The organism is Maribellus maritimus, from assembly GCF_022267315.1.
GTDB classification, from domain to species: Bacteria; Bacteroidota; Bacteroidia; order Bacteroidales; family Prolixibacteraceae; genus Draconibacterium; species Draconibacterium maritimum.
This window is the reverse complement of sequence record NZ_JAIKLE010000002.1, coordinates 297250-323455: the sequence shown is the minus strand read 5'-3', so window position 1 is coordinate 323455 and position 26206 is coordinate 297250. Positions and strand designations below refer to the sequence as shown.

The 26206-nt window shown below is 36.9% G+C and carries 19 protein-coding genes; 1 reads left to right on the top strand and 18 read right to left on the bottom strand.

The window, feature by feature from the left end; all coding sequences use genetic code 11:
* Positions 1–342: 342 nt before the first annotated feature.
* The 18 genes from K5G00_RS03280 to K5G00_RS03200 form a co-directional block, all read right to left on the bottom strand.
* A complete protein-coding gene (locus K5G00_RS03280) occupies positions 343–1038 on the bottom strand; it encodes a porin family protein (RefSeq protein ID WP_238764285.1) in 696 nt (231 codons plus the stop codon).
* A 535-nt stretch (positions 1039–1573) separates the two neighbouring features.
* Complete coding sequence (locus tag K5G00_RS03275) at positions 1574–1774, bottom strand: CHRD domain-containing protein (RefSeq protein WP_238764284.1); 201 nt, start codon at positions 1772–1774, stop codon at positions 1574–1576.
* 35 nt (positions 1775–1809) lie between these two features.
* A complete protein-coding gene (locus tag K5G00_RS03270; RefSeq protein ID WP_238764283.1) occupies positions 1810–1995 on the bottom strand; it encodes a hypothetical protein in 186 nt (61 codons plus the stop codon).
* A 104-nt stretch (positions 1996–2099) separates the two neighbouring features.
* Positions 2100–3470 (bottom strand): DUF6055 domain-containing protein, encoded by a 1371-nt coding sequence (locus tag K5G00_RS03265; RefSeq protein WP_238764282.1) that lies wholly within the window; start codon positions 3468–3470, stop codon positions 2100–2102.
* 162 nt (positions 3471–3632) lie between these two features.
* A complete protein-coding gene (locus K5G00_RS03260) occupies positions 3633–3986 on the bottom strand; it encodes a DUF4180 domain-containing protein (protein WP_238764281.1) in 354 nt (117 codons plus the stop codon).
* 287 nt (positions 3987–4273) lie between these two features.
* On the bottom strand, positions 4274–5035 hold the full coding sequence (locus K5G00_RS03255) for a cyclase family protein (RefSeq protein ID WP_238764279.1): 762 nt from the start codon (positions 5033–5035) through the stop codon (positions 4274–4276).
* A 415-nt stretch (positions 5036–5450) separates the two neighbouring features.
* Positions 5451–7409 (bottom strand): hybrid sensor histidine kinase/response regulator, encoded by a 1959-nt coding sequence (locus tag K5G00_RS03250; RefSeq protein ID WP_238764277.1) that lies wholly within the window; start codon positions 7407–7409, stop codon positions 5451–5453.
* The gene (locus tag K5G00_RS03245; RefSeq protein ID WP_238764275.1) at positions 7402–7842 is read right to left on the bottom strand and encodes a response regulator; all 441 of its coding nucleotides are present in this window, start codon (positions 7840–7842) and stop codon (positions 7402–7404) included. The genes K5G00_RS03250 and K5G00_RS03245 overlap by 8 nt, the downstream gene beginning before the upstream one ends.
* Positions 7839–12365, bottom strand: a complete 4527-nt coding sequence (locus K5G00_RS03240) for a PAS domain S-box protein (RefSeq protein ID WP_238764274.1) — start codon at positions 12363–12365, stop codon at positions 7839–7841. Before K5G00_RS03240 ends, K5G00_RS03245 begins: the two co-directional genes overlap by 4 nt.
* Before the next feature lie 412 nt (positions 12366–12777).
* The gene (locus K5G00_RS03235) at positions 12778–13728 is read right to left on the bottom strand and encodes an alpha/beta fold hydrolase (protein WP_238764273.1); all 951 of its coding nucleotides are present in this window, start codon (positions 13726–13728) and stop codon (positions 12778–12780) included.
* Positions 13729–14109: 381 nt separating this feature from the next.
* The gene (locus K5G00_RS03230) at positions 14110–15711 is read right to left on the bottom strand and encodes an ABC-F family ATP-binding cassette domain-containing protein (protein ID WP_238764272.1); all 1602 of its coding nucleotides are present in this window, start codon (positions 15709–15711) and stop codon (positions 14110–14112) included.
* Between the two features lie 277 nt (positions 15712–15988).
* Complete coding sequence (locus K5G00_RS03225; protein ID WP_238764271.1) at positions 15989–16618, bottom strand: LysE family translocator; 630 nt, start codon at positions 16616–16618, stop codon at positions 15989–15991.
* 91 nt (positions 16619–16709) lie between these two features.
* Positions 16710–16898, bottom strand: a complete 189-nt coding sequence (locus K5G00_RS30135; protein WP_394800854.1) for a hypothetical protein — start codon at positions 16896–16898, stop codon at positions 16710–16712.
* An 11-nt stretch (positions 16899–16909) separates the two neighbouring features.
* Complete coding sequence (locus K5G00_RS29995) at positions 16910–18721, bottom strand: sensor histidine kinase (protein ID WP_238764270.1); 1812 nt, start codon at positions 18719–18721, stop codon at positions 16910–16912.
* A gap of 230 nt (positions 18722–18951) precedes the next feature.
* The gene (locus tag K5G00_RS03215; RefSeq protein WP_238764269.1) at positions 18952–19287 is read right to left on the bottom strand and encodes a heavy-metal-associated domain-containing protein; all 336 of its coding nucleotides are present in this window, start codon (positions 19285–19287) and stop codon (positions 18952–18954) included.
* 14 nt (positions 19288–19301) lie between these two features.
* Entirely contained in the window at positions 19302–21515 is a 2214-nt protein-coding gene (locus K5G00_RS03210; protein WP_238764268.1) for a TonB-dependent receptor, read from the bottom strand.
* A gap of 123 nt (positions 21516–21638) precedes the next feature.
* Positions 21639–22160, bottom strand: coding sequence for a hypothetical protein (locus tag K5G00_RS03205; RefSeq protein WP_238764266.1), 522 nt, complete (start codon positions 22158–22160; stop codon positions 21639–21641).
* 92 nt (positions 22161–22252) lie between these two features.
* A complete protein-coding gene (locus K5G00_RS03200; RefSeq protein ID WP_238764263.1) occupies positions 22253–23893 on the bottom strand; it encodes a dipeptidyl-peptidase 3 family protein in 1641 nt (546 codons plus the stop codon).
* A 157-nt stretch (positions 23894–24050) separates the two neighbouring features.
* Between K5G00_RS03200 and K5G00_RS03195 the strand changes: the two genes are divergently transcribed.
* Complete coding sequence (locus tag K5G00_RS03195; RefSeq protein WP_238764262.1) at positions 24051–26192, top strand: FUSC family membrane protein; 2142 nt, start codon at positions 24051–24053, stop codon at positions 26190–26192.
* Positions 26193–26206: the final 14 nt, after the last annotated feature.

Below are 26206 nucleotides of genomic sequence, written 5' to 3'. Positions count from 1 at the left end.
GAGAGAAATACGCGTTAGCAACAGTAGTTAATTGGCTCGGAAAGAATAGAGTAATTTATTTGAACTCTATTCTGGATGTGCTTATGTGGGGAATGTGTGCTAACGAGAGTCTGTGTAAAAACTTAATTTAACCTTTTGAGATTTCATTTCTTCCATTTTTTTATGTGTACCTACCCGAATACTCTATTAGTTTTTGCACAGTCTGACGATCACTTGTATGTGGTCGGGCGGGATTTCTGGAAGAAATCGTGTCCGACGGGTAGGGCAGAAGGCACAAGGTCTGACTTGTCAGGCCGTAAAAACCCCCGCCTGCCATATACAATTGTTAGCAAACGTTTTTGTTTATATTTTAATTCCTATTCCAGTCATTAAATAGTAATTTTTCCATTCAATAATTTCATCTTTTCGAACGTCAATTAATCCATAATTGAATTTGCAAAAGAATATACATGTGACTTCAGAACTAATTTTTATTTCATATCCTAATTTGGTCGATACTCCAAAATCATAACTTTTAAATGCTTCTTTTACATCAAAATCATAATTTATATTGCCGTCAACAAGATTACCGTCTTTGTCATACACTGGAATATCTGATTTTGTAACTCCATTTTCTTTAGCATTTATTAAAATACCAATATATGGTCCTGCAGATAAAGAAATTGGTATCTTTTCGAATAATTGATATTGAATTAAAAATGGAATATTTAAGTATGATTCATTTACAGTTCCATCTCTTTCAAGTCCGTCAGACTGAAAATTACTATTCAACTTGTATTGAGTAAAATTTAATCCCGTACAAATTGCTGTTTTAGATGTAAAGTTGTACAAAAAAAGTAATTCACTAAAGTATCCCATTTTCGAATTACTTTTAATTATGAAATTTTGTCCGAAGTCGGTTGTCCTTTCAATGTCTTTTTGGTAAGGGACTGAAAATGATGCTCCAAGATATAACCCATACTCGATTTTTTTAAATTTCTGAGCATGTAGATTGATGGTAATTGGCAACATCAAAATAAGTATTATTAAATATTTCATAAGTCGATTTAAATGTTTGCTAACTAGTTTATATATCCACCAAACATGTACAATATTTCCTTTTGCGGGTTGTATTGTTCACCTTTAGTTGTTTTTACTAAGTTTTGGAAAACCGGGGGCGGCAGTTCTGCACTTTGAATCCTTTTCACGTGCGGCCGGGTTTCGGGAGAATAAAATTATACGAACGGAACGAATTTAACAATAAAGAGTTAAAGTTTGGAAAGGGTCTAAATAGTGAGGGGGAGAAAAAGTAAATGGTGAACGGTGAAATGATTCATGATATCCTCTACCGATCATGCGCGAGGTGGCTGCATTTGGGTCAACTTATGACTTATGTAATGGCATAAAATCGTACATTAAAGCGGAGATAGTAAAATGAGTGAGTGCATTATTGTGTAAATGATTGAAGGAGGGTTTTATTCGTCAGAAAATCATTTGGAAATTTGGTGGATTTATCACACAAACAAAAAAACCAGCTGGCCGCTGGTTCATTTTATAATTTGTTGGGATTCCTATTCAAATTAAATCCACTTTATTACTTAATCTGCCCCCTGATTTCTCCCAACGAGGTTGCAACAGTATGTACATTAACATAAGCATTACCGCCCATCAGCTTATTTACCAGGGCCGACAACTCCATTCCATCTTTACTCAACTGGGAAAAAGCTTCTCCAGTTGCATTGGTTTCCACGGCAGGAACTTCCTGGTTGCCCGAAAGGTGAGCCACGAAATTCATAACTAATTTCCCGCTTTTAAGAGTCGTATCGTCGCTTAGAGGTTCAAGGCTTTGTTTTTCGCATGAGGAAAAAACAAATTACCGCCCCGGTTTAACCAAACATCGCTTATTGTTTTTTTACTCGTTAATGACAGAGCCCCTAATAAAGGTGCATTGCTTTTCGGATTAAAGTATTTTTTATCGGCTTTCTGTCGTCCGAAAAGCTCCCTGCGTTTTTTCATTCATCTATGCTGTTGTTGGTAATAAACAAAAAAATGACTCCACCCTTCTTGGAAAGCCGAGTGAAGTCTACATCTGTTTAATTATTAAAAACCATCGAATCAGTTTATTCGATAAAATCTTTGTCCACTGTTGTTCCGCTTAGTTTTATCTGGTAAGGCCACATCTCTTCCTCCGGTTTTTCGTCATTCTGGCGCCCCCAGCGCATAACGATTGGCCAATGTTCTGTCGGGGCTCCGCTTACCACCAGCCACAAATATTCGGTATTTTGGGGAACTTTAAACGAAACCTTTCCGTTCGGGTCTTTATAAGCCTCACTGTAAATTCTTTTTCCGTTGGTGAGCGAGGCCAGGAATCCATATCGCCAACCGGCCTTATCCACTTTTACGGCACTGTATCCGTCTGCTCCGGCAATTCCTTTAAATTGCATCTCCACTTTTGTTCCTGCCTCCGGAACATTAAGTTTTATTCCGTTATATCCGTAATTTTGCGGACAATTGGAGGCTGCAATCCGGTACCAGCCATCACCGGCATTGTTTAATATACTCTTATGCTGATTGGCGTAAGGACGGGCGACATTATCAATCCGTTTCATATCCCAGGTAATAAATCTTCTGGAGGCATCAAACATCTCATCGTTAAATTCTTCCTGGGTTAGTTTATTTAAACGTTTATATGTTTTAACCGGGTCTTCACCTTCCTGGGTTGAACGACAAAGTTTACCAAAAAAGTCTTTACCATGTTTCATCGACCAGTATTCCAGTACATAAGGCGAATGATACATATTTATCGGATGTAAAAACGCGTAGTGTGTCTGTTTCAGAAAATCAACCAAATGGTAATTTTCAAAAGTCATCCACTCAGGGTATACCTGCCAGAGCATATATTGCGCCGACATCTCCATTATAGCACCGCGCGGACCTGTTCCCGCATCAATGCTTGACATATATTGAAATGAATGCCCCAACTCGTGCGCCAGTGCTCCGTAAGGTGTTTTACTGATTCTTGACGCGGGGGTCCACAACATGCCAATTTTTTCCTCCTGACCACCACCAAAAGCAGTATTTCCATCACCACCAAAAACAATTACAATCATTTTGTATTTGTCTGTAAGAGAATTCCCTTTCTCTACCATTTTGAGTTCATTTACATAATAATTGTAAAAACGTTCACATTCTTCAAGTGCAAAATGAACATCAAAACGTTTGTTTTCATTAGGATTGGCCATCGGATCATCACCATATTCCTTGTGCCAGAAAATCGCTATATTATCTGATTCGACCATCCGTTGAAAACTAAACTCACTGTTGTTATCGTTAAAGTCGTTTCCCTCAGGAACACGACTTATTTCAGCGGGAAGGTAAAGCTCCTTTTCAGAAGTTTTTTCCTTATCTGAAGAAGACTTTGCCGCATAAGTTTGTATTGCCGAAAACAAAACTGAGACAACCAAGACCAACTGAGTAATTTTTCTTTTCATTGCTATCATTTTTGGGTTTATCTGTTTAGTTAAAATAATAAGTGTTGAAATTACAATAATAATCTCGCGGATAAAAATGATGAAACTCATATTTTTGAGATTATCGATATTATTTATTATCAAATGTTCAAAATAAACAAATACAATATAATCTATACAAATCTATAATACTGCTATTACATCGTTTACAGAAGCAACAAAATTGACCTGTTTTCTCCTATTACTTTCGTAAATAAAATCACAAATACTCTTTTTTGTATATTTTGAAAAATCTCCAACAACAGCCAACTGAACCCGATAATTTGAAAACTTTTGCAAAATTTCACCGGCCATGCCATTTTTTAAGTCAAAAAAAGCAGGAACAATATTTTGTTCGTGGATAATAATTTTACCAAATCCCTGATAATACAGGTTTCCAAGAAGCTCCAATCCATCGTCGCTACTACTGATGATTATCTCTTCTGAAACAAGCTCTGCTATTTTTGAATTATTGATGTTGTATTCCTTTATTTTCATGTTACTTTTTTTAGTGACATATCCCAATTACCGTTTTACTTCAAAATTGGTTTTCCGTACTTCTCCGTTTATCTTTGGGCCACGCACTTTTTTCGTTTCCCAAAGTTTCCGGTTGTGCGGGGAGCTCTTTTAAAGACATACACTAAACCATTTAACCGTGTTCTCGCGCTAAATATATAAAAAGTTGAGGAGTGTTTACTTTTTAAAACATTGCGCGTTGTTTAACCGGAAGATACGTAAACAGAACAGATATCAAATCCATAAATAGCCCCAAAATAATTATGATCTCAGTCAATGATTGCGACAACCCTTGCAGGAGCGGCGGAAGCTCCCACTATTTTGAGCGGAAAAACAGCTATCTTAAAACCACTGTACGGAAGTGCGTCAAGATTCACCAATTGTTCCATATGCCAGTATTCTTTACGCTGACCTACCAGATGGGCCTCCCAAAACAACTCCGGATTTCCGGTTTCCTTTGCTTTTTGCGCCATGTAAGGCAGAGGAAGATCCCAGCCCCACGAGTCGATTCCCATCACTTTTACTCCTTTTTCGATTAACCATTCTGTTGCTTCCGCACTCATACCTGTTCCTTTTTTAGGAAAATCTCTGGTTCCGTTATACTTGTCTCTGCCGGTTTTAATCAAAACAATCATTCCCGGATAAATGCGTATGTTATTTTCCTCCAAAAAAGCTTTGATATCTTTTATGGTTATCGGGTCAAGATCTGATTTGTGTTTCATGTCAACAACCACCCCTTCGGCAAAGCACAATTCCAGAGGAATTTTATCGATGGTTTTTGACTTTTCGCCATTGATGGTAGGTGAATAATGCCACGGAGCATCAATATGGGTAGTGGAATGTACCCCCATTTTCTTAATGGTATCGTCGGCCCAGCCGGTAAAATTTTTCGGAAACAATTTAAACGGCAGGCCTAAAAAACGAATTAACCATTTGGCTTTCCGATGGGGTTTATGTTTAATTTTTACTTTCATAAACCACGGATCAGTTTTATTGTATTGAATAGGTTTTGACAAATCAATAATTTTCATCTCTTCTGTATTTGTGTTTTAGTAACTTCTTTTTTAAGCGACCAGATCGATATAAATATTTTCCCCGCTAAAAAACAGCGGGATTTGTATTTTTGTTTGTTCACCGGCTACATTAAAATGCCCAAAAAATTCATCTTCTCGGCAAAATTAGGCCTTCAAACAGATATATTCCAATTACAAATACGACAAATAAGATAACACTTCCGACAATATCCCGCAGTAATTCACGTAAACAACGGAAAAGCAGAACTGAAAGATTGTATCGAATGAATCATTTCACGTGTACTACCAAGAAATAATGGGCTAAAGACGCAATCATGTATTTGGCTGGTATTATTTCAATTTTTACAGTTAAAATTATCTGCTTATCACAAAAGAGACTGTAAGCTTGCAGTACCTTTTTAAAAACAAATATTTATATATTATTATCAAAAACGGCTGAGATTTTCTCCCATAAGACTTCCTTCTTTACCGGCTTTGTTAAAAAGTCGTTGCAACCTGCCATCAACGCAGTTTGTTTATCTTTATCTGAAACATAGGCTGTTAAGGCAATAATCGGCACTTTTTGATTCCCTTTTCTAATTTCAGTGGTTGCATCTATGCCATTCATTAATGGCATTTTTAAATCCATGAGTATTAAATCTATTTCAGAATGCTTTTTATATAAATCAACAGCTTGTTTTCCATTTTCTGCATGATACAACTTAATTTTATTCGTACTCAAAATATTCTCAAAATACAAATAATTAATTTCGTCATCTTCAGCAATCAGAATTGTCAGCTCTTTATCAAAAATCTCTTTCCTGTCGACTATTTTCTTTTTGTTTTTACTTCTTTCTGATACAAATGGTAAGCTGACAAAGAATTCAGCTCCGCTACCGTATTCCGAGTCTACCCATATTTCGCCGCCCATTTTCTCAACAAATGACTTTGATATTGATAAACCCAAACCGAGTCCCTCTGCTTCTTTTAAATAAGAAATTTCTGCCTGCCGGAAACGTTCAAAAATCACTTTCTCCAATCCGGGAACAATACCTTTACCGGTATCTTTAACACTAAAAACAAGTCTGTTATCCGCTTTTTTATATTGAAAAAGAATCGTCCCTTTTTTTGTAAATTTTAAGGCATTATTCAACAAATTAGACAGTACTTGTTCGAGTTTCAATTTGTCGATTAAAATATAAGATTCTGAATCGTCCAAGCCTTTTTCACAAACAAACGTAATTCCCTTCCGGCTTACCTGAGCAAAAAAGAAGTCATATAATTCATCCATTAGTTTATTCAGATTCGTTTTTTCAGGATTGACCACGATCTGATTTGCCTCAATCTTTGAAATATCAACAAGATCGTTAATAAGATTTAGCATTCGTTTTCCACTTTCTTCAATAATATCAATATATTGACTAATCATATCAGGAGCCAGGTTTTCTTGTTTTATAAGATCTGCAAATCCCAAAATTCCGTTCATTGGTGTTCTGATTTCATGGCTGAGGTTGGCAAGAAAAGCAGTTTTCAAATTGTCGCTTTCTTCAGCCTTATTTTTCGCCAGCTCAAGCTTTTTATTCAGAGTCTTTAATTTTTTAAGCGATTTTCTCAGGTCTTTTTCAAGCTTTTTCTGATCTGTGATATCATCGGCAATGATATTATAACTGTTAAGCGCATTATTATCATCAAAAATAGGTGTTACAGATAAACGTTCCCAAAAATGGGATCCATTCTTTCTGATTTTAAAATCACCTGTAAATGCTTCTCTTTTTTGGAAAATAGCGTGTATATTATCGAGCAGTTCCTGATCGGCAAGAGAAAAAACAGAAAAAATAGACTTGCCGGATACTTCGCTAAACGGGAAACCACTTACTTTTGTAAAGTTTTGATTTACATAGTCTATTTTGTAGTCTTTATCAATTACAATTACGAGCATTGATGTTTCGTCGATTCCCCTTACTATTTTTTGGGTCCTTTTTTCAGCCTTTAAAGCGATGTCCCTTTCTTTTTTCAGGGCCAATACACCTTTTACAGCAAGAGGCAGACGGAACAACCGGTCTTTTACAACATAATCCCAGGCGCCCTCTTTAATCGCATCGGCAGCAACTTCTTCCTGTAAAGTACCGGTTACAAAAATGAAGGGAATAAGCAGTTTTCGGGAATTTAATTCATGGAGTGCTTCCATACCATTGAACATGGGAAGAGTATAATCGCAAAGTATTAAATCCGGCAAAGAACCTGAAGTGATTTCAGAGATATACGCTTCTTTATCCTGAATAACTTTCACGGAGCAATCGTATTCTTCCAACAGGTTTAATTGTTCCTGGTTTAACTCCGCATCCAACTCATTGTCTTCGAGCATTAAAATATGTAGAATCCGCTTACTCATAATTTATAGATGTATTTACAACTGCCCAAAAATAACCAAGGTTTTTTATGGTTTCTACAAACTCCTTGAAACCGATAGGTTTTACTACGAAACTATTTGCCCCAAGCTCATAGCTCCGAACAATATCCGATTCCATTTTTGATGAAGTAAGAATAATAACAGGTATGTTCTTGTATTCTTTTGATTTTCTGATTTCCTTAAGCACCTCAATACCATCGAGTTTTGGCATTTTCAAATCAAGCAGTATAAATAGGGGAATTTCTTTATTTCGGTGGCTGTATTTTCCCCGATAAAACAAGTAATCCAAAGCTTCAGCACCGTCTTTGACCACATCCACCGGGTTGGCAAGATTACATTCCCCGAATGCAGTTAAGGTAAGTTCTATATCGTTGTTGTTGTCTTCGGCATATAATATTCTGTCTATATTGCTCATTTCTGTTTTTGTATGGGTAGTGTTATGTAAAAAATTGCTCCCTTATCAATTTCCGATTCTGCATCTATTGTTCCGCCATGTCTTGTAATTATTTGTTTTGCATTTGCCAATCCGATTCCTATTCCATCAAACTCCTCGCTTTTGTGTAAGCGTTGGAAAACACCATATAGTTTGTCTTTATACGCCATATCAAAGCCTGCTCCGTTGTCTTTAATAAAAAGGCATACGTTTTCGGGCTGGCAGTCTTCTTTTTGCCCGATTTCAATAATTGCCTGATCTTTTTTTGCTGTATATTTTATAGCATTTGATATTAAATTTTCGAAAGCAATTTCTAAAAGCCCTTGGTCTCCATAAACTTCTGAGAGCTCGTTAATATTCCATTGTATATTCCTTCCCTTATAGTCAGGTTTTAAACGAATAACAATTTCATTTATAACAGTTGTCAAATTAACCAGTCTGGTTTTTAAATCCGTACGTCCTAATCTGGAGAATTTTAAAAGTTCATCAATCATTGAAGACATGTTTCCGGAGGAATAGGATATTTTATCCATATAGTACTGCACTTTTGTATTTGCGGGGCCAATCGCATTTTCCAGCAGGTGCATAAATCCGTTGATATGTCTTAGTGGTGCCCGTAAGTCATGAGAAACACTGTAAGCAAAAGCCTCCAGATCTTTGTTCGCCTGATGCAACTGGGCTGTGCGTTTCTTTACCCTTTTTTCAAGCTCGACATTCATCATCCTGCGCTCTTCTTCAATAAACTTGCGCTCCGTGATATCCTGTATTATACCCTGCATATGTGACAAATTACCTTCGTTGTCGAAATATAGCTTACCTGTGCCATGTAACCACCTTATTTCGTTATCCGCTTTTCGTACAATACGGTATTCTTTATTGAAGGGGTGAAGCTTGCCGATTACTTCATTTTGGAAATAGCTATCCATTCTTTTCCTATCATCCGGATGAACTATTTTTAACCAACCAGCTATATTTTTACTGTACAATTCACTGATTCCAAATATGTTATCCAGCGTTTCTGTAGAAATCCATTTTCCTGTTTTAAAATCCATTTTATAGGAACCAATATTTCCTGTACTTTGTGATTCTTTTAAAAAGAATTCGCTTTCTTCCGCGCGCTCCTTTGCATTTATTAATTGTTTTTCTGCTTCTTTTTGTTTTGTTATATCCAAAGCGGTAAAAAGTACTCCTTTTTCAGGATCTTCCGGATTGAGATATGTTAAATTCAGGTATACATTTATAAGCTTCCCATCTTTTCTTTTCCACTTGGATTCAAGCCCTCCGAAACCGCTCTCCTTCAGTTGCTCATACATTACTTTTCCAACCTTTTCATATTCTTTTTTAGATGGAAATACAAATTCTGTCTTTTTTCCTATCAGCTCTTCTTTCTCATACCAGGTCAGGTTACAAACTTGTGAATTAACATCAATTATCACCCTCTTATCCAGGAGGCCAATACTTACAGGAGCAAACTCAAAAATCCGCTGCATTTTAAGTTCCGTTTCCTTTAACACTTCGGCAGCTTCTACTTTTTCAGTAATATCTTCGGTAAAGGCAACCATTCCACCAATGGTTTTATTGCGTTTGTACCATGGGTGCAGCTCGTAACGCACCCACTGCAAACTTCCATCCTGTCTGATAAATTTATCTTTTTCGTTTTTAATCACTTTCCCTTGCAGCGTCTGTCGATGTAAATCTTTCCATCTGTCTGAAGTTTTTGGAAATAAGTCGTAATGGTACTTGCCGGTTATATCCTGGTCATTTACTTTGTATGTGATGTACCACTGTTTACTGGCAATTATATAACACATATTGGTGTCGAACAAAGCTACAGGCAAAGGAGTATTTTCAACAAATAAACGGGCTCTTTCTTCACTTTCAACAAGGGCTTCTTTTGCTATTTTACTTTCGGTAATATCCTGTACTACACCAATTGTTTTAACAGGCTGGTTATTTTCATTTTTTAATACTTCAGCCGAAGTCACCATTGTTCTCACTTTGCCATCAGGTCTTATAATCCGGTATTCATCGTTATCTATCTTTCCTGTTTCATATGTTCTTTGCATATTTTTGATAACGGATTGTCTGTCATCGGGATGAACCAGCTTTAGAAAATTTTCATGAGTAAGCTTAAAGGTATGCTTATCTGTTCCGTGCAATGAATACATAGAATCGCTCCAGTGAACGCTGGAATTTTCCAATTGAAGTTCCCAACTTCCCATTTTAGCAATGCGCTGTGATTCATTTAGCAATTTTTGATTTTCAAGAATTTTTTCCTCGTATTCCTTACGCTCGGTAATGTCTCTTACATGAGCTATCTGAAATTCTCTGTTGCTATTTGAAAAAAAACTGGTAACCACTTCAACATTCACCGGACGACCGTCTTTTCGTATATGTACTGTTTCTATTTTTAAAATCTTTTCTTTTCTGTTATTACGATATTCTTTCCAATGTCTGTTCCATTCTTCTTCCGGATAAAGATGATCTATTTCGAAGACCTTCATCAAAAGAAATTCCTCTTTGGAATAACCAAGCATTTTGCAGGAGCCATTATTCGCATAAACAAAATTTGCATCCGGGTCGATCCAATATAATCCTTCGGTAGAATAATCTGAAATTAATTTAAACAGTTCGAGATTCTCCTCATTCTTCTTTTGCGGGGTGATATCCTGCACTATACCGTAAGTCCTGTAGGGTTTATTATTTTCGTTATATTCAATATTTCCTATTGTTCTAACATAACACAACGTTTTATCCGGCCTTATAATCCGGTATTCATAATCGGAAAATATACCCTGTTCTATCGTTTCTTTATATTTTCGTTCAAGATAAGCCCTGTCTTCAGGATGAATTAAATCAATAAAAACCTTATAATTTAGTTTTATTGATTTATCAATACCATAAATATCATAAACCTGGTCGTTCCAAACTAATTCGTCCTTTTCAATACTGTACTCCCAGCTTCCTATCCTACCTGCTTTTTGTGAATCATTGAGCAATTTTTGATTCTTTAGAAGATTTTCTTCATATTCTTTTCGTTCCGATATGTCTTTTGCGTAAGATATAAGCAAACCTTTATTGTCTTTCCAAACAAAAACAGAGTCTAACTCCACGGGGAAAGTTGTACCGTCTTTTCTTTTGTGCATGCTCTCAACGGTAAAGGCTTTAAACTTTTTATTCCGATGCAGCGTTTCCCAAATGGTTTTAAAAATTTCATCCGTGGCCACAGGATCTATATCACGAATTTTCAAGCCCATTAATTCTTCTCGCCCATACCCCAGCATCCTGCATGCCTGATCATTAACATAGTCAAATCCACTTTCTTCATTGATCCAAAAAACTGCATCGAGAGAATAATCAATAGAAGCCTTGAATTTTTCCAGAATCTCTTTGTTGTGAATACGCTCGGTGACATCATTAAAAATAGATGCAAAATGATTTTGCTCTGTTCTGAATACAAAAGTTTCAAGATACCTGTTTAATTCATTTGAATAACGGATATAGTTAAGCGGTTTTCCCGTTTTTACAACTTCAGCAAAAGAAATAATCCAATCATCTTCAATTTTAGGAAATAGTTCTTTTGCCGTTTTGCCAATTACAGAAGTTGCAGGCCTGTTAATATATCTTTCAAACAGAGGATTAACCTCTTCATAAGAATAATCAACAGGGTCTCCTTTTTCATCATAAATCATTTTGTGTAAGGCAAAAGCACTGGTCATATTTTCAAACAACATCCTGTATTTTTTCTCACTTTTCAGAATGTTTTTTTCGGTATTCCTCTTTTCTGTCACATCACGGAAAACCCAAACACGACCAGCATTATAACCCTGTTTATAAACAGGATACGATCTCCTCTCGATAATTTCCCCGTCTTTTAAATCAATAATATCTTTTATTACCTCGTTGCCCTGATATATTTCTTTAACTTTCTTTAAAAACTGGTCCGGATTGTTAAATCTGTTTTTTGCACTTTCGAAAATGAGTTTATTATCATTTTCCAAAAGTATTTCCTCTGGTATTAAAAATATCTTTTTAAACTGTGAATTATAGTGTATTACTTTTCCGTCGTTTGAGACTATCAGTATACCATCACTCATTGCTTCAAGTGTAGAACGCAAAACGGCCTCATTATCACTCAAACTATCGCCTTTTTCTTTGTTCACTGTAATATTTCTTGCAGAGGCATAAAAATAATCTCCTTCAAGAAATGAGTGCCAATGTAACCAACGATAGGTACCATTTTTATGTTTGTAACGATTTACAAAATCTATTTCTTCTCCTTTTTTCAACAACTTCTCCAGCGTGTTCGACGTTTTTTCCAAGTCATCGGGATGTACAAAATTAATGTATGATTTACCCTCTATATCTATCGCTTTATATCCTAAAGTTCTCTCCCACTCCGGATTTATTTTGACAAAATGCCCACCTCTGTCAGCAACGCATAACAAATCGTTGCTAAACTGAAAAAAATTATCGGTAAGAGGGAGTGATTTTGAATTATTCAAACGACACATATTATATAGTCACAAACATTATTCTTTCCATAAGTTAATTATAAAAATTGACATGAAGAAATATAAAGTAGCCGATAATAAATGTATAAACATAAAATGTAACTCCGGTTATAAAGGTATTATTTTTGATATTTAAACCAATATTTGCAACTGATTTGCCTTTTTGCAAAAGTTTTGTATTAAAAATTTATTTTAAACTTATTAAATCTCTTTGGTTTTAAAATGGCGAATATATATCTAAACTTCTCTAAAAAACCAGCAAACTGGAATTCTAAAGAAGTCCCCCAAAAACCAACAAAATATATCATAAAAAACAAAAAACATAAAAAAGGCAGATTCCATAGCGTTTAGTTGTTATAAAACACAACGCTACACACCTGCCGTTGTTTATATAGAACGATGCTTAATCCTTATTATAATTTTGTCCATTTCCGATTATCGACTTAATGGCCCGGTTTAGTGCGCTATTAAATTCTTCCGGACGATTCATCATTAGAAAATGGTCTGCATCTGGCACAACGATGGCTTCAAAAGAGCGCATATGTCGTCGATTAGCTTCATAGTTAATCGGCCATAAATCCCCATTTACTGTTATAACAGGAACAGCTATTTCCTCAAATATTCCAGCCGCCTTTCCTGTTATACTTTGCGTCATAAGTTCTTTCATCGCACAGAGGGCTGTAGATGGTGGAGCAGCAGACATATCTGCAAGTATCCACTCGCTTAATTGCTCATTTGTATCGGGTAACAGCATATTTCGGACAAACTGACGCGTTCCGGCCTTAAAGTCTTTTTGAAACGGAGCCAACATCTTGTTCAACTCTTCGGAACTTAACGGATATTCAACATTCTCGTAGGTATCAACTCCAATAAGTCCTTTTACACGTTCCGGCATTAAACATGCAGCTTCAGCAATAACAGATCCTCCCATGGAATGGCCTATCAGGATAACATTGCTACTTCCGGTTGCCTCAACAACAGAAGTTACATCTTCTCCAAAAGCTTTCATCGAAAAGGTGTCACGTTCTATACCGGAATGTCCATGCCCGGCAAGATCAAGAACCAAAACTTTATATTTTTGAGAAAAGACAGGTATTTGGTTGCGCCAATATCGTGAATCGCAACTCCAGCCATGAACAAAAACAAGTGTTGGTTCTCCGGTTCCGTATGCTTCATATGAAATCAGGACTCCGTCTTTTGACGCTACTATCCCGGGCCATTTTGTTTGTGCCTGTATATGCCAACCGGCAAGCAAAAATGTAATAACTAAAAGTCCAAAAATTAATCTCTTGTGTAATTGTTGTAATACATTCCATATTACTGTGGTCTTGTATTTTGTTTGTTTGTATTTCATTATAAATGTTTCTCGTATTAAAAATTCTTCTTTGTAAGATTTTTCAATCAAACTGGTTTTATAAAGGCCTAATTAATGCGCAGGGGAAACAAAAAATTCACGATAAAACCATTATACCAAAGGATACAACAACAAAGCTCCCGACGCATGATTTGTAAAAATAAATTAGGCGGAAAATATAACTTGAGGAAGAATTCCCCAATAGGAAAGCTGACAACCGTTACATCAGGCTGTCTGTTTCACAATATCCGTATGTAAAATAGTATTTATTTTAAACATAAAATTGAAAAACCAATTTTTAATTCGGCGACAAATATAGCAAACTCCTTTTGATTTTCTGTCACTTAAGCCCCTGGATTTTTTCTTTTCGCTCCTTTATTATTACTCGTTATAGCGTTTCAACTGAATCGACCGTTCTATTTTTATCTGCTCGAGGAAACTTTCATCATGAGATACAACGATTAAAGTTCCTTTGTATTCGTTTATGGCGTAGGTCAGTATTTCTATATTCTGAATATCCAGGTTATTTGTCGGCTCATCTAAAACAATAATATCGGGCGATTGATTATGAATGGTTAAACAGCAAAGCATTAAACGCATACGTTCACCCCCACTTAAAACACTGCATGGTTTATCCCAGTCTTCTCTGGAAAACAGAAAGCGGCTAAGCCGTATCTTTACATCGTGTTCCTGTAACGCGGTGGTGTTAAACAATTGTGCCTGTTCATAAATAGTCAGACCATTATTGATTAATGAATAATCCTGATCGATGTAAACCGACTGATTCTCCGCCCTATAAATGGTTCCGGTTTGAGGCTCCAGGTTTCCTAAAATCAACCTGATTAACGTTGTTTTTCCCGAACCGTTTAATCCGCGCAAAACAATACGTTCCCCGCTTTTGATAAGTACATCCAGATTTTCCGTCCACAATAGTTCAGCATTGTAGCCATAGTTGATGTTTGTTGCTTTGACCAGTATTTTACCTTTATGCAGGACGGGAGCGTCAAATCCAAATTTCATTTTATCTATGTCGGGTAACAGAGAACGTAATTCGTGCAACTCCTGTGAAATACCTCCAATTTTTTCACCATGAACACCTTTTAGTTTTGAAGCGCTGTTTTCCGAATCGTTTTTCATTTTATTCATCATGGTTTTAGGCGTTCCTGCCTTTAGCTGTTTCTTTTTTCCCCGGGCATTCATCCGCTGTTGTCTCTCCGCTGTTTCGCGTTCTTTTCCCCTGGCTTTCCGAAGTGCCTTCTCTTTACTTTGTATATCCTGGCTTAAAGCATTATTTTCTATCTGCTTTTGCTGCACATAAAAGTCATAATTGCCACCATAAACCGCAATTTCATTTTTACTCAACTCATACGTTGAGTGCAAAAGCTGCAACAATTTCCGGTCGTGACTGACCACAACCAGGGAACATTTGGCAGATTGAACAAAGTCGTATAACAACTGTCTTCCCGCCATATCCAAATGATTGCTCGGTTCATCCAGTAAAACCAGCTCGGGCTGATGAATGGAGACTCCCGCCAAAAATACTTTTGTTTTTTGTCCTCCGCTTAAACTTTCCATTTTTTGGTCCAGATTCAAATTATTTAACTGCCAGTATTCCAGCGCCTGGTTGCAGCGGTCTTCTATTGTCCAGTCGTCATCAAGCGAAACATAGTTCTCCGCCGTTATATTTCCGCTTAAAACCTCCTTTAAAGCTTTTAATTTTCGCTCAATATTTATTGCCTGTGCAACCGTTAGATGATTATACTGCCCATATACCTGAGGGATATAATATGCCGGGAATTTACACTGGATTTGGCCGGTGGAAACCGGCAGCTTGTCTGCAATAATTTTTAGCAAGGTTGATTTTCCAACTCCGTTGTTACCGATTAACGCTACTTTTTCAAACTGGTTTACGTTGAATGAAATATTCTCAAAAAGTAAATCTTTATTGGGATGGTAATATGAAATGTTTTGTATATGCAACATAATTTCTTTCGTAAAAAGTGAAAAAAGTTAACAAGCCGTTATTGGGCTTGTCTTTATTACTCTGCCTGAAAGAAATTATATTTTCATTTTAAGTTGCCTTTTATTTGATTGAGCTACAAATTTAAAAAAATATATTGACAGTACTTTCTTTTCGAACCATCATATATACAAATAAATTACAGATTTTAAATTTACCCAAAGATTAAAATTTGCGACGGGCTAAAACTCCTAAATTATCCCAATTATGCTTTACATGCTTCGTGCTGTGTATTCTCTTTTATTTCTGATGCAAAAAAGCAAGTCTGATTCCCAGCAAAACCATAATACTGCCGGAAATATTCTTAATCCATTTTGATACCGATTCTTTTGTTTTTAAATAATGCCCTACTGCGCCAGAGAAATATCCCAATGTTGCTAAGAAAAGCATTGTAAACAGTGCAAAAACAGATCCAAGAACAAGGAAAGGAACCGGTGAAATTTCGGTTCCGTCTGTTTTTATGAACTGAGGCAAAAATGCCATAAAAAAAAGAGCTACTTTTGGATTCAAAGTGTTGGAAAGAAGACCCTGTGTAAATATTTTTCTGGTGGAGGTTTGTTTTTCCTTATTCAAATCCAACTCGTCTTTGTTAATCAAAGTTCTGATTCCCAAATAAATCAGATAACCGGCTCCAACTACTTTAACAATCATAAAAGCAAGTGCTGAAGTCCTCAGTATTACTGAAAGTCCGAGTGCCGCAAATATTGTATGAACAAAAATCCCTAAAGTTACACCAAATGCAGAAATCAATCCTGCTTTTTTACCCGTGGAAATACCTTTTGTTAGGACATAAATCAAATCAGGCCCCGGTGTAACTATTAATATCCAGGATAGTCCTATAAACAACAATAAATTCTGTATATCTGCCATAATGTTTTTATTTACAATTAAAACAAAATGTTTCTTATTTCAATTCGCAATTTCAAAAACCGTTTACGCTTCGATTGCTTTCGGAAAACGGTTATTGTTTTGCGTTTCTATCATCAAAATAGTTAATTATTTCGGGATAAAAATCTTCATATTTTTTAAAAATATTCCGGGAGCTCTCATACCCCTCCATTAATGAATCTAGATCGTAAATATAAATAAATCCCCGATTAAATTCCGGTTTAAAAACGTCATTTTTATTACTTTTAAACTTTTCTAACATTCTGGTTACAATCACTTTCTATGGGGAGCCACTGGCAGAAAAACAGAAAACAACGTTCCTTTTCCCGGTTCACTTTCAACGGTAAGTTTTCCGTTATTGAGATCGATAAATTCTTTGCATAAGATCAATCCAAGTCCGGTTCCTTTTTCGTTTGCAGTCCCCGGTTTCGATTTAACTTTACCAATCCGGAAAAGATTTTTCAGCTGCTCTTTGTCCATTCCAACTCCATTGTCCTGAATTTTAACTTCTACCCATTTGTCGTCGGATTTTGCGCTTGCACTTAGTTTGATCTCTCCGCCGGCTGACGTAAACTTTACTGCATTTGAAATGATGTTACGAAATACTGTTTTAATCATTTCATCATCTGCGTAAATTTTCAAACCGTCCGGAATTTCATTGGTTAGAGTAATTTGCTTTTGAGAGGCCGTCTTTTGTAACAAATCAACTGTCTCAAACAACATTTCATTCATGTTCACTTCCTCCAGACTGACGGCCAGCTTGTCGGTTTGTAAACGTGCCCATTGCAGCAAATTTTCAAGCAGTACAAAAATATTTTTGGCTGTGGTGAAAACCGACCTGGTCACCGAATTTAATTTCTCTTCTGAAAGATTTGCCGCATTTTCTGCTAAAACTTCCGACAGCCCAAGTAAACCGGCAAACGGCGATTTTAAATCGTGGGCAATTATCGAAAAAAATTTATCTTTTGTTGCATTTGCATAGCTCAATTCTTTATTCCGTTCAACCAGCTGCCGCCGCGCTTCAATTTTCAAATTAATGTTTCGCGACAAAAACCAAAAAAGCGTTACAAATATCAAACTCATAAAAACAAAAATAAACCACCAGGATTTAACTTCATTTAAAATAATTAAATTCAATTCTTTCGCGGGGACAAAGGATATTAACTTCCACTGGAGAAAATTAGGACCTTTTTTATCTTCATCCATTAATTCTTTTGAAAGAGGATTTACTGTAGCAAAAGTAAACATACCTTTGGCGGTTGAAAATGTTCCCTCCTGACCTTCATAAACCATTTTACTCTCTTCTGGAAAATCATAAAAAAAGGTTTTATCTTTTTTCTCATCAAACATAAACCCCCATTCTACATCTTTTTCAAGACCAATAAAGTAATACCCGTTTTTATTCAGAAACAAAATTTCTCCGTTGTTACTTTCATCTTCGGAAATAAGTTTATCGATGATTATATCGCCAAAAAAATTAGCGACCACCATTCCCGTTAACTCCTGTTGCCTATTAAAAACCGGCGAACCGATGCGTATCATTGGTTTAAAAGGAATTTCTATCGCATCCTTCTCCACATTCAAATCCATAGGAGAAAAAAAGACGGAATCCTGTGGTAATCTTTTTATCTCCTGAAAATAATACCGTTTTGATTTGTCCTGAAGCTTCTTTTTTTCAACAATTTCGGCTTTTCCTTCTGAATAGTTGATTCTGACCTTTTCTTTTCCGGAAACATCGATATAACGAATCTGGTTATATGTTTCCTTTGACAGGGCAAATTCATAAAAAGTTTCAACAAGATGTTTTTCAAACTCATATTTCGACTGTTCTGAGAATGATTTTGTTTGGCGGGTAAGAAATAAAACATCTGATTTTATCTGCCTTACAATTTCGTTGGTAATATCGCTTGTCTTTAAGCAGGTATATCGCTCTTCACTTTTTATTTCACTTTTGACTCTTTTTTCCGTAGAAAAATAAAGCACTCCGATTAATAGAATCAGAATAATCAAATATCCGAAAACAAAAACAAAAAATAAGGCAACCGTTTTTTTCTGGTTTATTTTATGAGTTAGGTTGTTGTTCACGATGATTTGTCCTGTGTTTTACCATTCAATGCCAAAAATAACAACATTTTCAAAAGGATAAAAATATTTTCATCCGTGAAGAAGCACAAGACACGGACTTTTCTGTTTTTCAAAAAGAAAAAAATATGAAACTATGTTCAATTAACATCGATCATATACAAAAAAAAGGGACAGCAAAGTGTCCCTTTTTAAAATCCAGTCATAGCGTATTATACAAAAACTTCCCCTTTCTATTCTTTTTTCACTTCCTGATTATCTACCAAAGCATGGTATTCGTCCTCGGAAATTTTTTCTGCTTTGTACCCTTTTTTTTCAATAGATTTTGCGATGGCTTCGTCGTTATTTTTTCCTTTTTTATATTCCAGAAAAATAGTATTGGTATTAAAATCCACCTTTAAATCTTTTACACCTTTTTCAAAACGAAGATGTTCGGTTAGTGTTTTCTGACAATTTTCGCAATCCATGCTGCTTTTAAAGCATACTACTTTCGTCTCTTTTTGTGCGAATGTTGAATTCGCTGTCGCCCCAAAAAAAATAACAAGGGCCATTAAAATTAATTTCTTCATAATTTTTTGTTTTATTAATGGTTTAAATGAAATCGTAGTCCAACATAAATACGGCGGCCAAGCACAGGGCCCCAAACATTGGTAGCATCAAAAAATTCTCCATACGGATGAGCGGCGTCTGTTACAGGATTTTTCTGTTTAAAACCAGCCAGATTCTCCGACCCAACATAAATATTCCAGTATCGGAAGTATTTGGTTATTTGTGCATTCATAATAGTAAAAGGGTCAAACTCTTCAGGGCCTGTTGCAATCGCGGCATCCGAAGAAACCACGGGAATACGGCCTCCACCGTTAAATTGTATGGTATAGTCAAACATCCATTTCTTTAAGTTTGTGGTGTAATTAAAGTTTACCAACCCTTTATAACGGCTTGTGAGCGGTTTCTCTTTTAATACTCCGCCAATGGTTTGTTTTATATCGTTTACACGGTAGGCCAGCAACACATCAAGCCTCTCAACAGGTTGGTAACGCATATCAAATTGTAAACTTCCTGCATATGATTTTCCATTCAGTGACGACAGAATAATATTCTCTGCCGAAGTTTCACGATCGACCACTAACTGTGATTGAAACCGGGTATAAAAATACTCGGCGTTAATTTGCAAATCGCGGTCAAATAGCACATAATCCTGAATAAAACTTGCACCAAAATTCCATGCTTCTTCCTGAAAGGAATCGTCGCTCCATAAAAGAGGGCGGGCATTGGCCAGAAGAAAGATATTTTCCGAAACCACATTCGCAGTGCGATATCCTTTTCCTGCATTGATTCTAAATGTATAATTTTCTGAAAACTGGTAACGCATGTGCATACGCGGTGTAACAAAAGTTCCGAAATTATTATGAAAATCAGCACGAATTCCGGCCATCAGCGTAAATTGTTCATTTGGTTTTAGCGTGTACTCCGCAAAAACTCCCGGCACTTGTTCTGTACGCGTTATTGGGTTGGAGTACAGGCTTTCATTAAAATGGTCGTTAACAAAACTAACTCCCGTATTTATTGAATTTTTCCCATATATATCGAGGTCACGGGTTAAAACAACATTGGCATAAAAGCGGGTTTCATCTGCATCAAAATCATTCAGGCCATAGAAAGAATTGGTTTTGTGGTATGCAAAATTGGAAAGTAAAGCCACAGCAGTTCTTCCACTCGGGCTTACATAACCGCCTTTTAGGAATCCTTCCAAACGATTGGTTTTGATATTTATCCCATATGGATTTTCAACGGTTCTTTCCATATCTTCCCTGAAATCCATTTGTCCACCCAACCGATCTTCATTCATAAATCCAATGCCAGCCTGTGCCATAAATCCCTTAAAATTATTGTATTTCCAACGGTTAAATACGTTTACCACCTGCATAAGTGGTTCATCGATAAAACCATCGTTGTTGTGATCATTTCTTTTTGATAAATCAGAGGCGTGTACAAACAATCCGGTAGTAATGGTATCGCCTTTTACTTTCATGTTTGTGTTACCGTTAAATTCTTTGCGTCCTTCAGCGCTGGCAAAAACATTTAAAAACAGTTTTTCCTGATCGTCAGGCTTTTTGTAGTTTACATTAATTTGCCCTGCAATTGATTCGTAGCCGTTTACAACCGAAGCCGCACCTTTGGAAACCTGAATGGATTCCATCCACGGACCGGGGACATAAGTTAAACCAAAATTGGTTGCCAATCCACGTAAATTGGGCATATTTTCGGTTTGCAATTGCGAGTAAATACCATCCAATCCGAGTAAACGAATTTGTTTGGCACCGGTAACCGCATCGCTGTAGCTTACATCAACCGAAGGATTGGTTTCAAAACTTTCTGCCAAATTACAGCAGGCAGCTTTGTGTAACTCAGCATTTCCGATTCGAACGGTGTGAACCGGATCCATTTTTGACATATAGGTTCCCCGGTCTTTTTGAACTACAGTTACCTCTTCAATTTCCAAATTGGGTTCAAGTACAACTTCCAATGGAGCTGAACCATGAACATGGAGTTTTTTTGTGGTGTAACCAACAAAACTAAAAACCAACATGTGCTGCCCCTCTTTTTGTTTGATTTCAAAATTACCGGTGTCGTTTGATGCAACACCGTTTTGGGTATTTTCCCAATATATATGAACTCCGGGAAGTGGCTGCTTTTCTCCCTTTTCACCCTTCCCAAAAACTTTTCCTGAAATGCTTTGTGAAAACGATATTACAGGAAAACATACATAAAAAAATAAGACTAATATATTTTTCATTGCTTAAGATAAGTAAGACGGCAACATAAAGTTGAGAGACTAAATAAATGGCCTGTCTTGTTTCAAACAATTTCTTTTATTAAAACTCAAATAATTTTATTGAGCAATTTTTATTACAAAATCTTAAGCAGAAAATGGGATTTTAAGTTGTTGTATTTGAATAAGAAAATCGAGGGTTGATTTTATTTGTGGCGGAGGATTTGAATAAAAATCCGTGTCCTCTTCATTTTGGTTTTCACTTGTGAGTTGCAGGCAAAAATCATTCTGTTTGGCCAGCGTATAAGAAAGTACTTTTAGTTTAACAAATTTTACTTCATCGTTGATCAAATGGTTCACCAACTTAATGTATTTCATTTCCGGTCCGGCACAATCGCAATCCCGTTTTTCGGAGTTGCAACATTCTTCACAATTTGTTTCGTCGGCAGACCATTCATCAATTGTTGCCAGCACCTTTTGCGCCTTTTCATTTTCATGACAGGATTCAGGACTTATGTAGAGGCTTAATTTTTCAGATTCTGAGCAACAACAGTTTGTTTCAAAAATTACAACGCCGGTAGATGTCAGCAAAAATACTGCTCCCAGAAAAAACGTTGCTATGTTTTTAAAAATGCTCACAAGACAAATATAAACCAAACTTCGGTTCATCTTGTTAACAAAAAGTTAAAGACTTCGTTCAAAGCAAAAATGAAAATAAAAAAAACTGAAACTTCAAAAAATCCCTTTTTATCCATTTTTTATTAAAGTCCGAGTACCTCCGGTCCTTGCTCAAAAACAATATCGCGGGGAATGCCGGCGTCGCCAATTCGATTTAAATCCTTTTGCAACTCTTCGCGAATAAATCCTTTTTCCTGAATCAAAAATCTGGCAGCTTCGTAATCACCGTCTCCCTGAATTTTCAAAATTGTTTCAGAAAGTGAAAGCATGGCTTCCTTCATTTTTTCAAAATTTACTCGGTAAGTTCCTGTAGCTGTATCGCGTTCAAAAGCACCGGTTTCCTGGAAATAGTAAAAACGCATCATGTTTGCTTTTCCGTGAGCACTGGCGGCCCCAAACCGAACAGAACGAAAAATTCCGGCCATAAAAGTTACAAAATTGTCCATCATATCTTTTTCGCCCAACTCCCCCATTTCATTTAGTTTGTAAACACACCACAAACCCAGAATATCGGCTTTTCCTTCTTCAATCGAAGTATAAGTATCTTTTAAAGCTTCGCGAACGGTTGTACTTTTATCTGTCGTATTTCCAAGTCCCAAACCATGTGCTACTTCATGAAACATTGTATTTTCAAAAAAGGCATCAAATTTTACGTGTTTACGCTGATCTTCGGCAATCAGAAGGTCGGATATCGGAACCAGAATTTTATCAAATTTGGCCTGCATCGAATTTTTTAACTGAAGTTTGCGACTTCCTTTGGTTTCGCGCACGACCTCATCGTTTGGCAAATTTATGGCAATGGTTTTACTTCCGGCATTACAATCGCCGGCATAAAAGATGGCGTCATACACATTCATATCGGAATCAATACCCGGCGTCTCATCTTTGTATACCTGTTCGCAGGGCAGCGCCTTTTGGAGCCCCGGCAGCAAAGCTGCAAACTTTGTAAGTTTTTCGCTCCATCCTTTGTCTTTTATCAGAATAAATGATTCGTGAGCAGCTTTGTAGCCAAACAACTGGTCTTCGTAATTTTCAATGGGCCCGACAATAAAATCGATGGTGTTGTTTTTCATCTCCATCCAGGCAACATCGCTTTCAAAATATTCATCTGTCAACAATGCTTCCGCTCTTTTTAGAAGATAATTTCTTAAACCTTCATCTTCAGCCAACTCGGCAGCCTGCAAAATTAAATCTGCTGCTTTTTGTGTTTCCTCCTCAAAAAAATCATGATACGGAATAGCAATCAATTCTCGGTCTTCCCCCCTGCGAATCATGGTATATAAGCTGGTTTTGTTTTCATCATCCCAGCCGTTAAATTCTTCTTTTGTCAGGTCAGCGGGATAAAAATTGGCACCTGCCGGTTTTTTTCCATATTCAGGTAAAAAGGGCTCGTTATTATTCAAACGCTCCCACGGACCATAATTAATTTGCAAAAACTTACGTGTGTACTCATCCAAATCTTCATTAAATAAATTATCCTTTTCGCCAAATGCTTCCTTCCAGTAAATCTCCTCCATTATTTTAGCTGCGTCAAACAACAAAGGCAACATCTGTTTTTCCTTTTCTGTTAAAACGTTTAAATCTGTTTTTAATGCGAATGGCACAAACTCCTCTGCTTTCTGTTTCATTGTATTATTTTCTTGAATTGTTTCTTTTTTTTGTGACGTTGAATTGCAAGCGAAAAGAACAATTACCGCAAGCATCAAAACAAGTACTTTTTTCATCGTAGAAGATTTTTTTTCGTTCAAAACTACAAAATGTAGCCATTAATCTGAACTTGTTTTTATTCAAGTTTATCTGAATCTTTTATTTTTCATTGTCGTATTTTCTTTTCAACGATTGTTTGACTTCATTCGTTAGCTTTGCAAAATAAATAAGCAAATGAGTAAAGAGAAATTTCAATACTTACAGTTAAATATTAAAAAGTTTCAGCAGGATTTTTGGCGTCGCCCGAGACGGCTTAACGCATTGCGCGCAACTGCGTCGATGGGAATTCTGGCTATTCCGTTTATTGTTGCCGGAAAACCTTTTTACGGAGTAACACTGGCGCTGGGGGCACTGGCTGGTGCACTTTCAGAAACCAACGATCATCCAAAAGGACGAATTAAAGCCTTGTCAATCACCATTGTAAGTTTTTTTATCTCCAGCTTTTCTGTTGGGTTATTAAACAATTATACCTGGTTGCTTGGGGCAGGATTTGTTCTTTCAACCATTGTTTTTATTCTTATTGGCGGAATTGGCGAGCGCTACCGGGCAATTACTTTCGGCTCGGTACTGGTTGGCATTTACGCGATGCTGGGAATTGAAATCAGTCCGGCCTGGTACTGGCAGGCGGTTTTACTTCCGCTGGGAGCGCTTTTCCACGGAGCATTTACCTTGATTTTATTATATCAGAATCCCTGGCGCCTGCTGGATGAACAAATGGCTGTAGGATTTGAGCAGCTGGCAAATTATCTGGAAAAAAAGGCGATGCTGTTCCCAAGTAAAAAGCAGGAACAAGAATCCATCAATAAAGATTTGGCACTGTTAAACATCAATGTTGTTAACACGCTGGAAAAAATAAAAGAAGTGTTAAACAACTATGGCAGAGAGCTCGAAAACCAGGAGCCCCTGCGCCCCTATCTTCAGCGTTTTATGCTATTGCAAAGCCTGCACGAACGGGCAGCTTCAAGCCATGAGAGACATGACAAACTAAGCGACGAAGAAGAACGGCTGGAGGTGATGGAAGGATTTGGAGAGATGCTTCGGCAGCTGGCATTTGCATCGCGGAAGGTTGCGGAAAATATGCTCACGGGAGTTGAATATCATCATCCCAAAGCTTTGGAATGGATATCAGATGCCATTGAAATAAAACTAAAAGAAATGGATGCCTCCATTGCGCAACCGTTGGTTTTGTTACATCATAATCTTTACCGCTCACACATTTCACTAAAATATCTCGACGACATTATACAGGGTACTTCCATTCCGCGTTTACGAAAAGATGAACGGAGTCCGATTGAACGTTTTCGCAGACAACTAAATTTTTCACATCCGCGAATGCGATATGCGCTTCGACTAAGTTTAAGTTTTATGGTTGGTTTTATACTGGAGCGATCTCTTTCCCTGGATAAGGGAGCCTGGGTGATGTTAACCAGTTTGTTTGTAAGCCAGATTACCTACAGTGATACACGCCGAAGATTATTCCAACGTTTATTGGGAACAGTAACCGGTGTAATTTTTGGTGCTTTACTTTTGCACATTTTCACCAGCGTTGCTTCTCAGGCAATTTTGATGATGGCCTCTGCCCTCGCCTTCTTCTATTGGTTGCGAACAAAATATTCCATCGCAGTAATCTTTATCACAACATTTGTCATTAGTGCATTTAACCTGATATCAAAAGACGCGGGGCTGCATATTATGCTTCCGCGCCTGATTGACACACTGCTTGGAGCTACTTTGTCGTTTCTTACTATTCGGTTTTTATGGCCCGGGTGGCAATACCGCCGTATGCCCGAACTTATTTCGAAAGCAATGCAGAAAAACATGGCTTACCTGGAGGCAATTGTGAGTGAGTACAAAGAAACCAGCGTCGATGACCTGGCCTACCGGATTGCACGCCGGGAAGCACATTTGGCCGACAATGAACTGGCGGTGGCCTGGAACAGCATGCGCCAGGAACCCCGAAGCAAACGAAAACTAATGCAACATGCACTCACGCTGACTTATTTAAATCATGCCCTCTTGTCGCATATCTCGGCACTGGGGGCACACCGCGAAACCAACATGCCGGTTATTGAAAACATATCGGTTATAACCAATCAAATCAACGAAGTGCTAAATGAAGCCAGTAAATATCTTGTTAGTCAGAAAAATATAATTCCTACTGAACTCTCACCTGTATTAATGGAGCTGAAGGAACAAATCGTTTTGTCAGACAATCATTTAAAAAAGCAGCAACTTCGTTTGTTTTACAATATCGCGGGAACTTCGTCGAAAATTATGAAAGAAATAGAGGAAACCTGGGTCGATATAAAAAATTAAACAAATAGGACACA

Excerpts from the sequence above, each read along its gene's own strand:
- K5G00_RS03235 (WP_238764273.1), bottom strand. The coding sequence starts at position 13,728 with ATGAAATACAAACAAACAAAATACAAGACCACAGTAATATGGAATGTA.
- K5G00_RS03255 (WP_238764279.1), bottom strand. The coding sequence starts at position 5,035 with ATGAAAATTATTGATTTGTCAAAACCTATTCAATACAATAAAACTGAT.
- K5G00_RS03275 (WP_238764284.1), bottom strand. The coding sequence starts at position 1,774 with ATGAATTTCGTGGCTCACCTTTCGGGCAACCAGGAAGTTCCTGCCGTG.
- K5G00_RS03205 (WP_238764266.1), bottom strand. The coding sequence starts at position 22,160 with ATGAACCGAAGTTTGGTTTATATTTGTCTTGTGAGCATTTTTAAAAAC.
- K5G00_RS03265 (WP_238764282.1), bottom strand. The coding sequence starts at position 3,470 with ATGAAAAGAAAAATTACTCAGTTGGTCTTGGTTGTCTCAGTTTTGTTT.
- K5G00_RS30135 (WP_394800854.1), bottom strand. The coding sequence starts at position 16,898 with ATGTTAGAAAAGTTTAAAAGTAATAAAAATGACGTTTTTAAACCGGAA.
- K5G00_RS03280 (WP_238764285.1), bottom strand. The coding sequence starts at position 1,038 with ATGAAATATTTAATAATACTTATTTTGATGTTGCCAATTACCATCAAT.
- K5G00_RS03210 (WP_238764268.1), bottom strand. The coding sequence starts at position 21,515 with ATGAAAAATATATTAGTCTTATTTTTTTATGTATGTTTTCCTGTAATA.
- K5G00_RS03245 (WP_238764275.1), bottom strand. The coding sequence starts at position 7,842 with ATGAGCAATATAGACAGAATATTATATGCCGAAGACAACAACAACGAT.
- K5G00_RS03270 (WP_238764283.1), bottom strand. The coding sequence starts at position 1,995 with ATGAAAAAACGCAGGGAGCTTTTCGGACGACAGAAAGCCGATAAAAAA.
- K5G00_RS03215 (WP_238764269.1), bottom strand. The coding sequence starts at position 19,287 with ATGAAGAAATTAATTTTAATGGCCCTTGTTATTTTTTTTGGGGCGACA.
- K5G00_RS03230 (WP_238764272.1), bottom strand. The coding sequence starts at position 15,711 with ATGTTGCATATACAAAACATTTCATATTACCATCCCAATAAAGATTTA.
- K5G00_RS03225 (WP_238764271.1), bottom strand. The coding sequence starts at position 16,618 with ATGGCAGATATACAGAATTTATTGTTGTTTATAGGACTATCCTGGATA.
- K5G00_RS03260 (WP_238764281.1), bottom strand. The coding sequence starts at position 3,986 with ATGAAAATAAAGGAATACAACATCAATAATTCAAAAATAGCAGAGCTT.
- K5G00_RS03250 (WP_238764277.1), bottom strand. The coding sequence starts at position 7,409 with ATGAGTAAGCGGATTCTACATATTTTAATGCTCGAAGACAATGAGTTG.
- K5G00_RS03195 (WP_238764262.1), top strand. The coding sequence starts at position 24,051 with ATGAGTAAAGAGAAATTTCAATACTTACAGTTAAATATTAAAAAGTTT.
- K5G00_RS03200 (WP_238764263.1), bottom strand. The coding sequence starts at position 23,893 with ATGAAAAAAGTACTTGTTTTGATGCTTGCGGTAATTGTTCTTTTCGCT.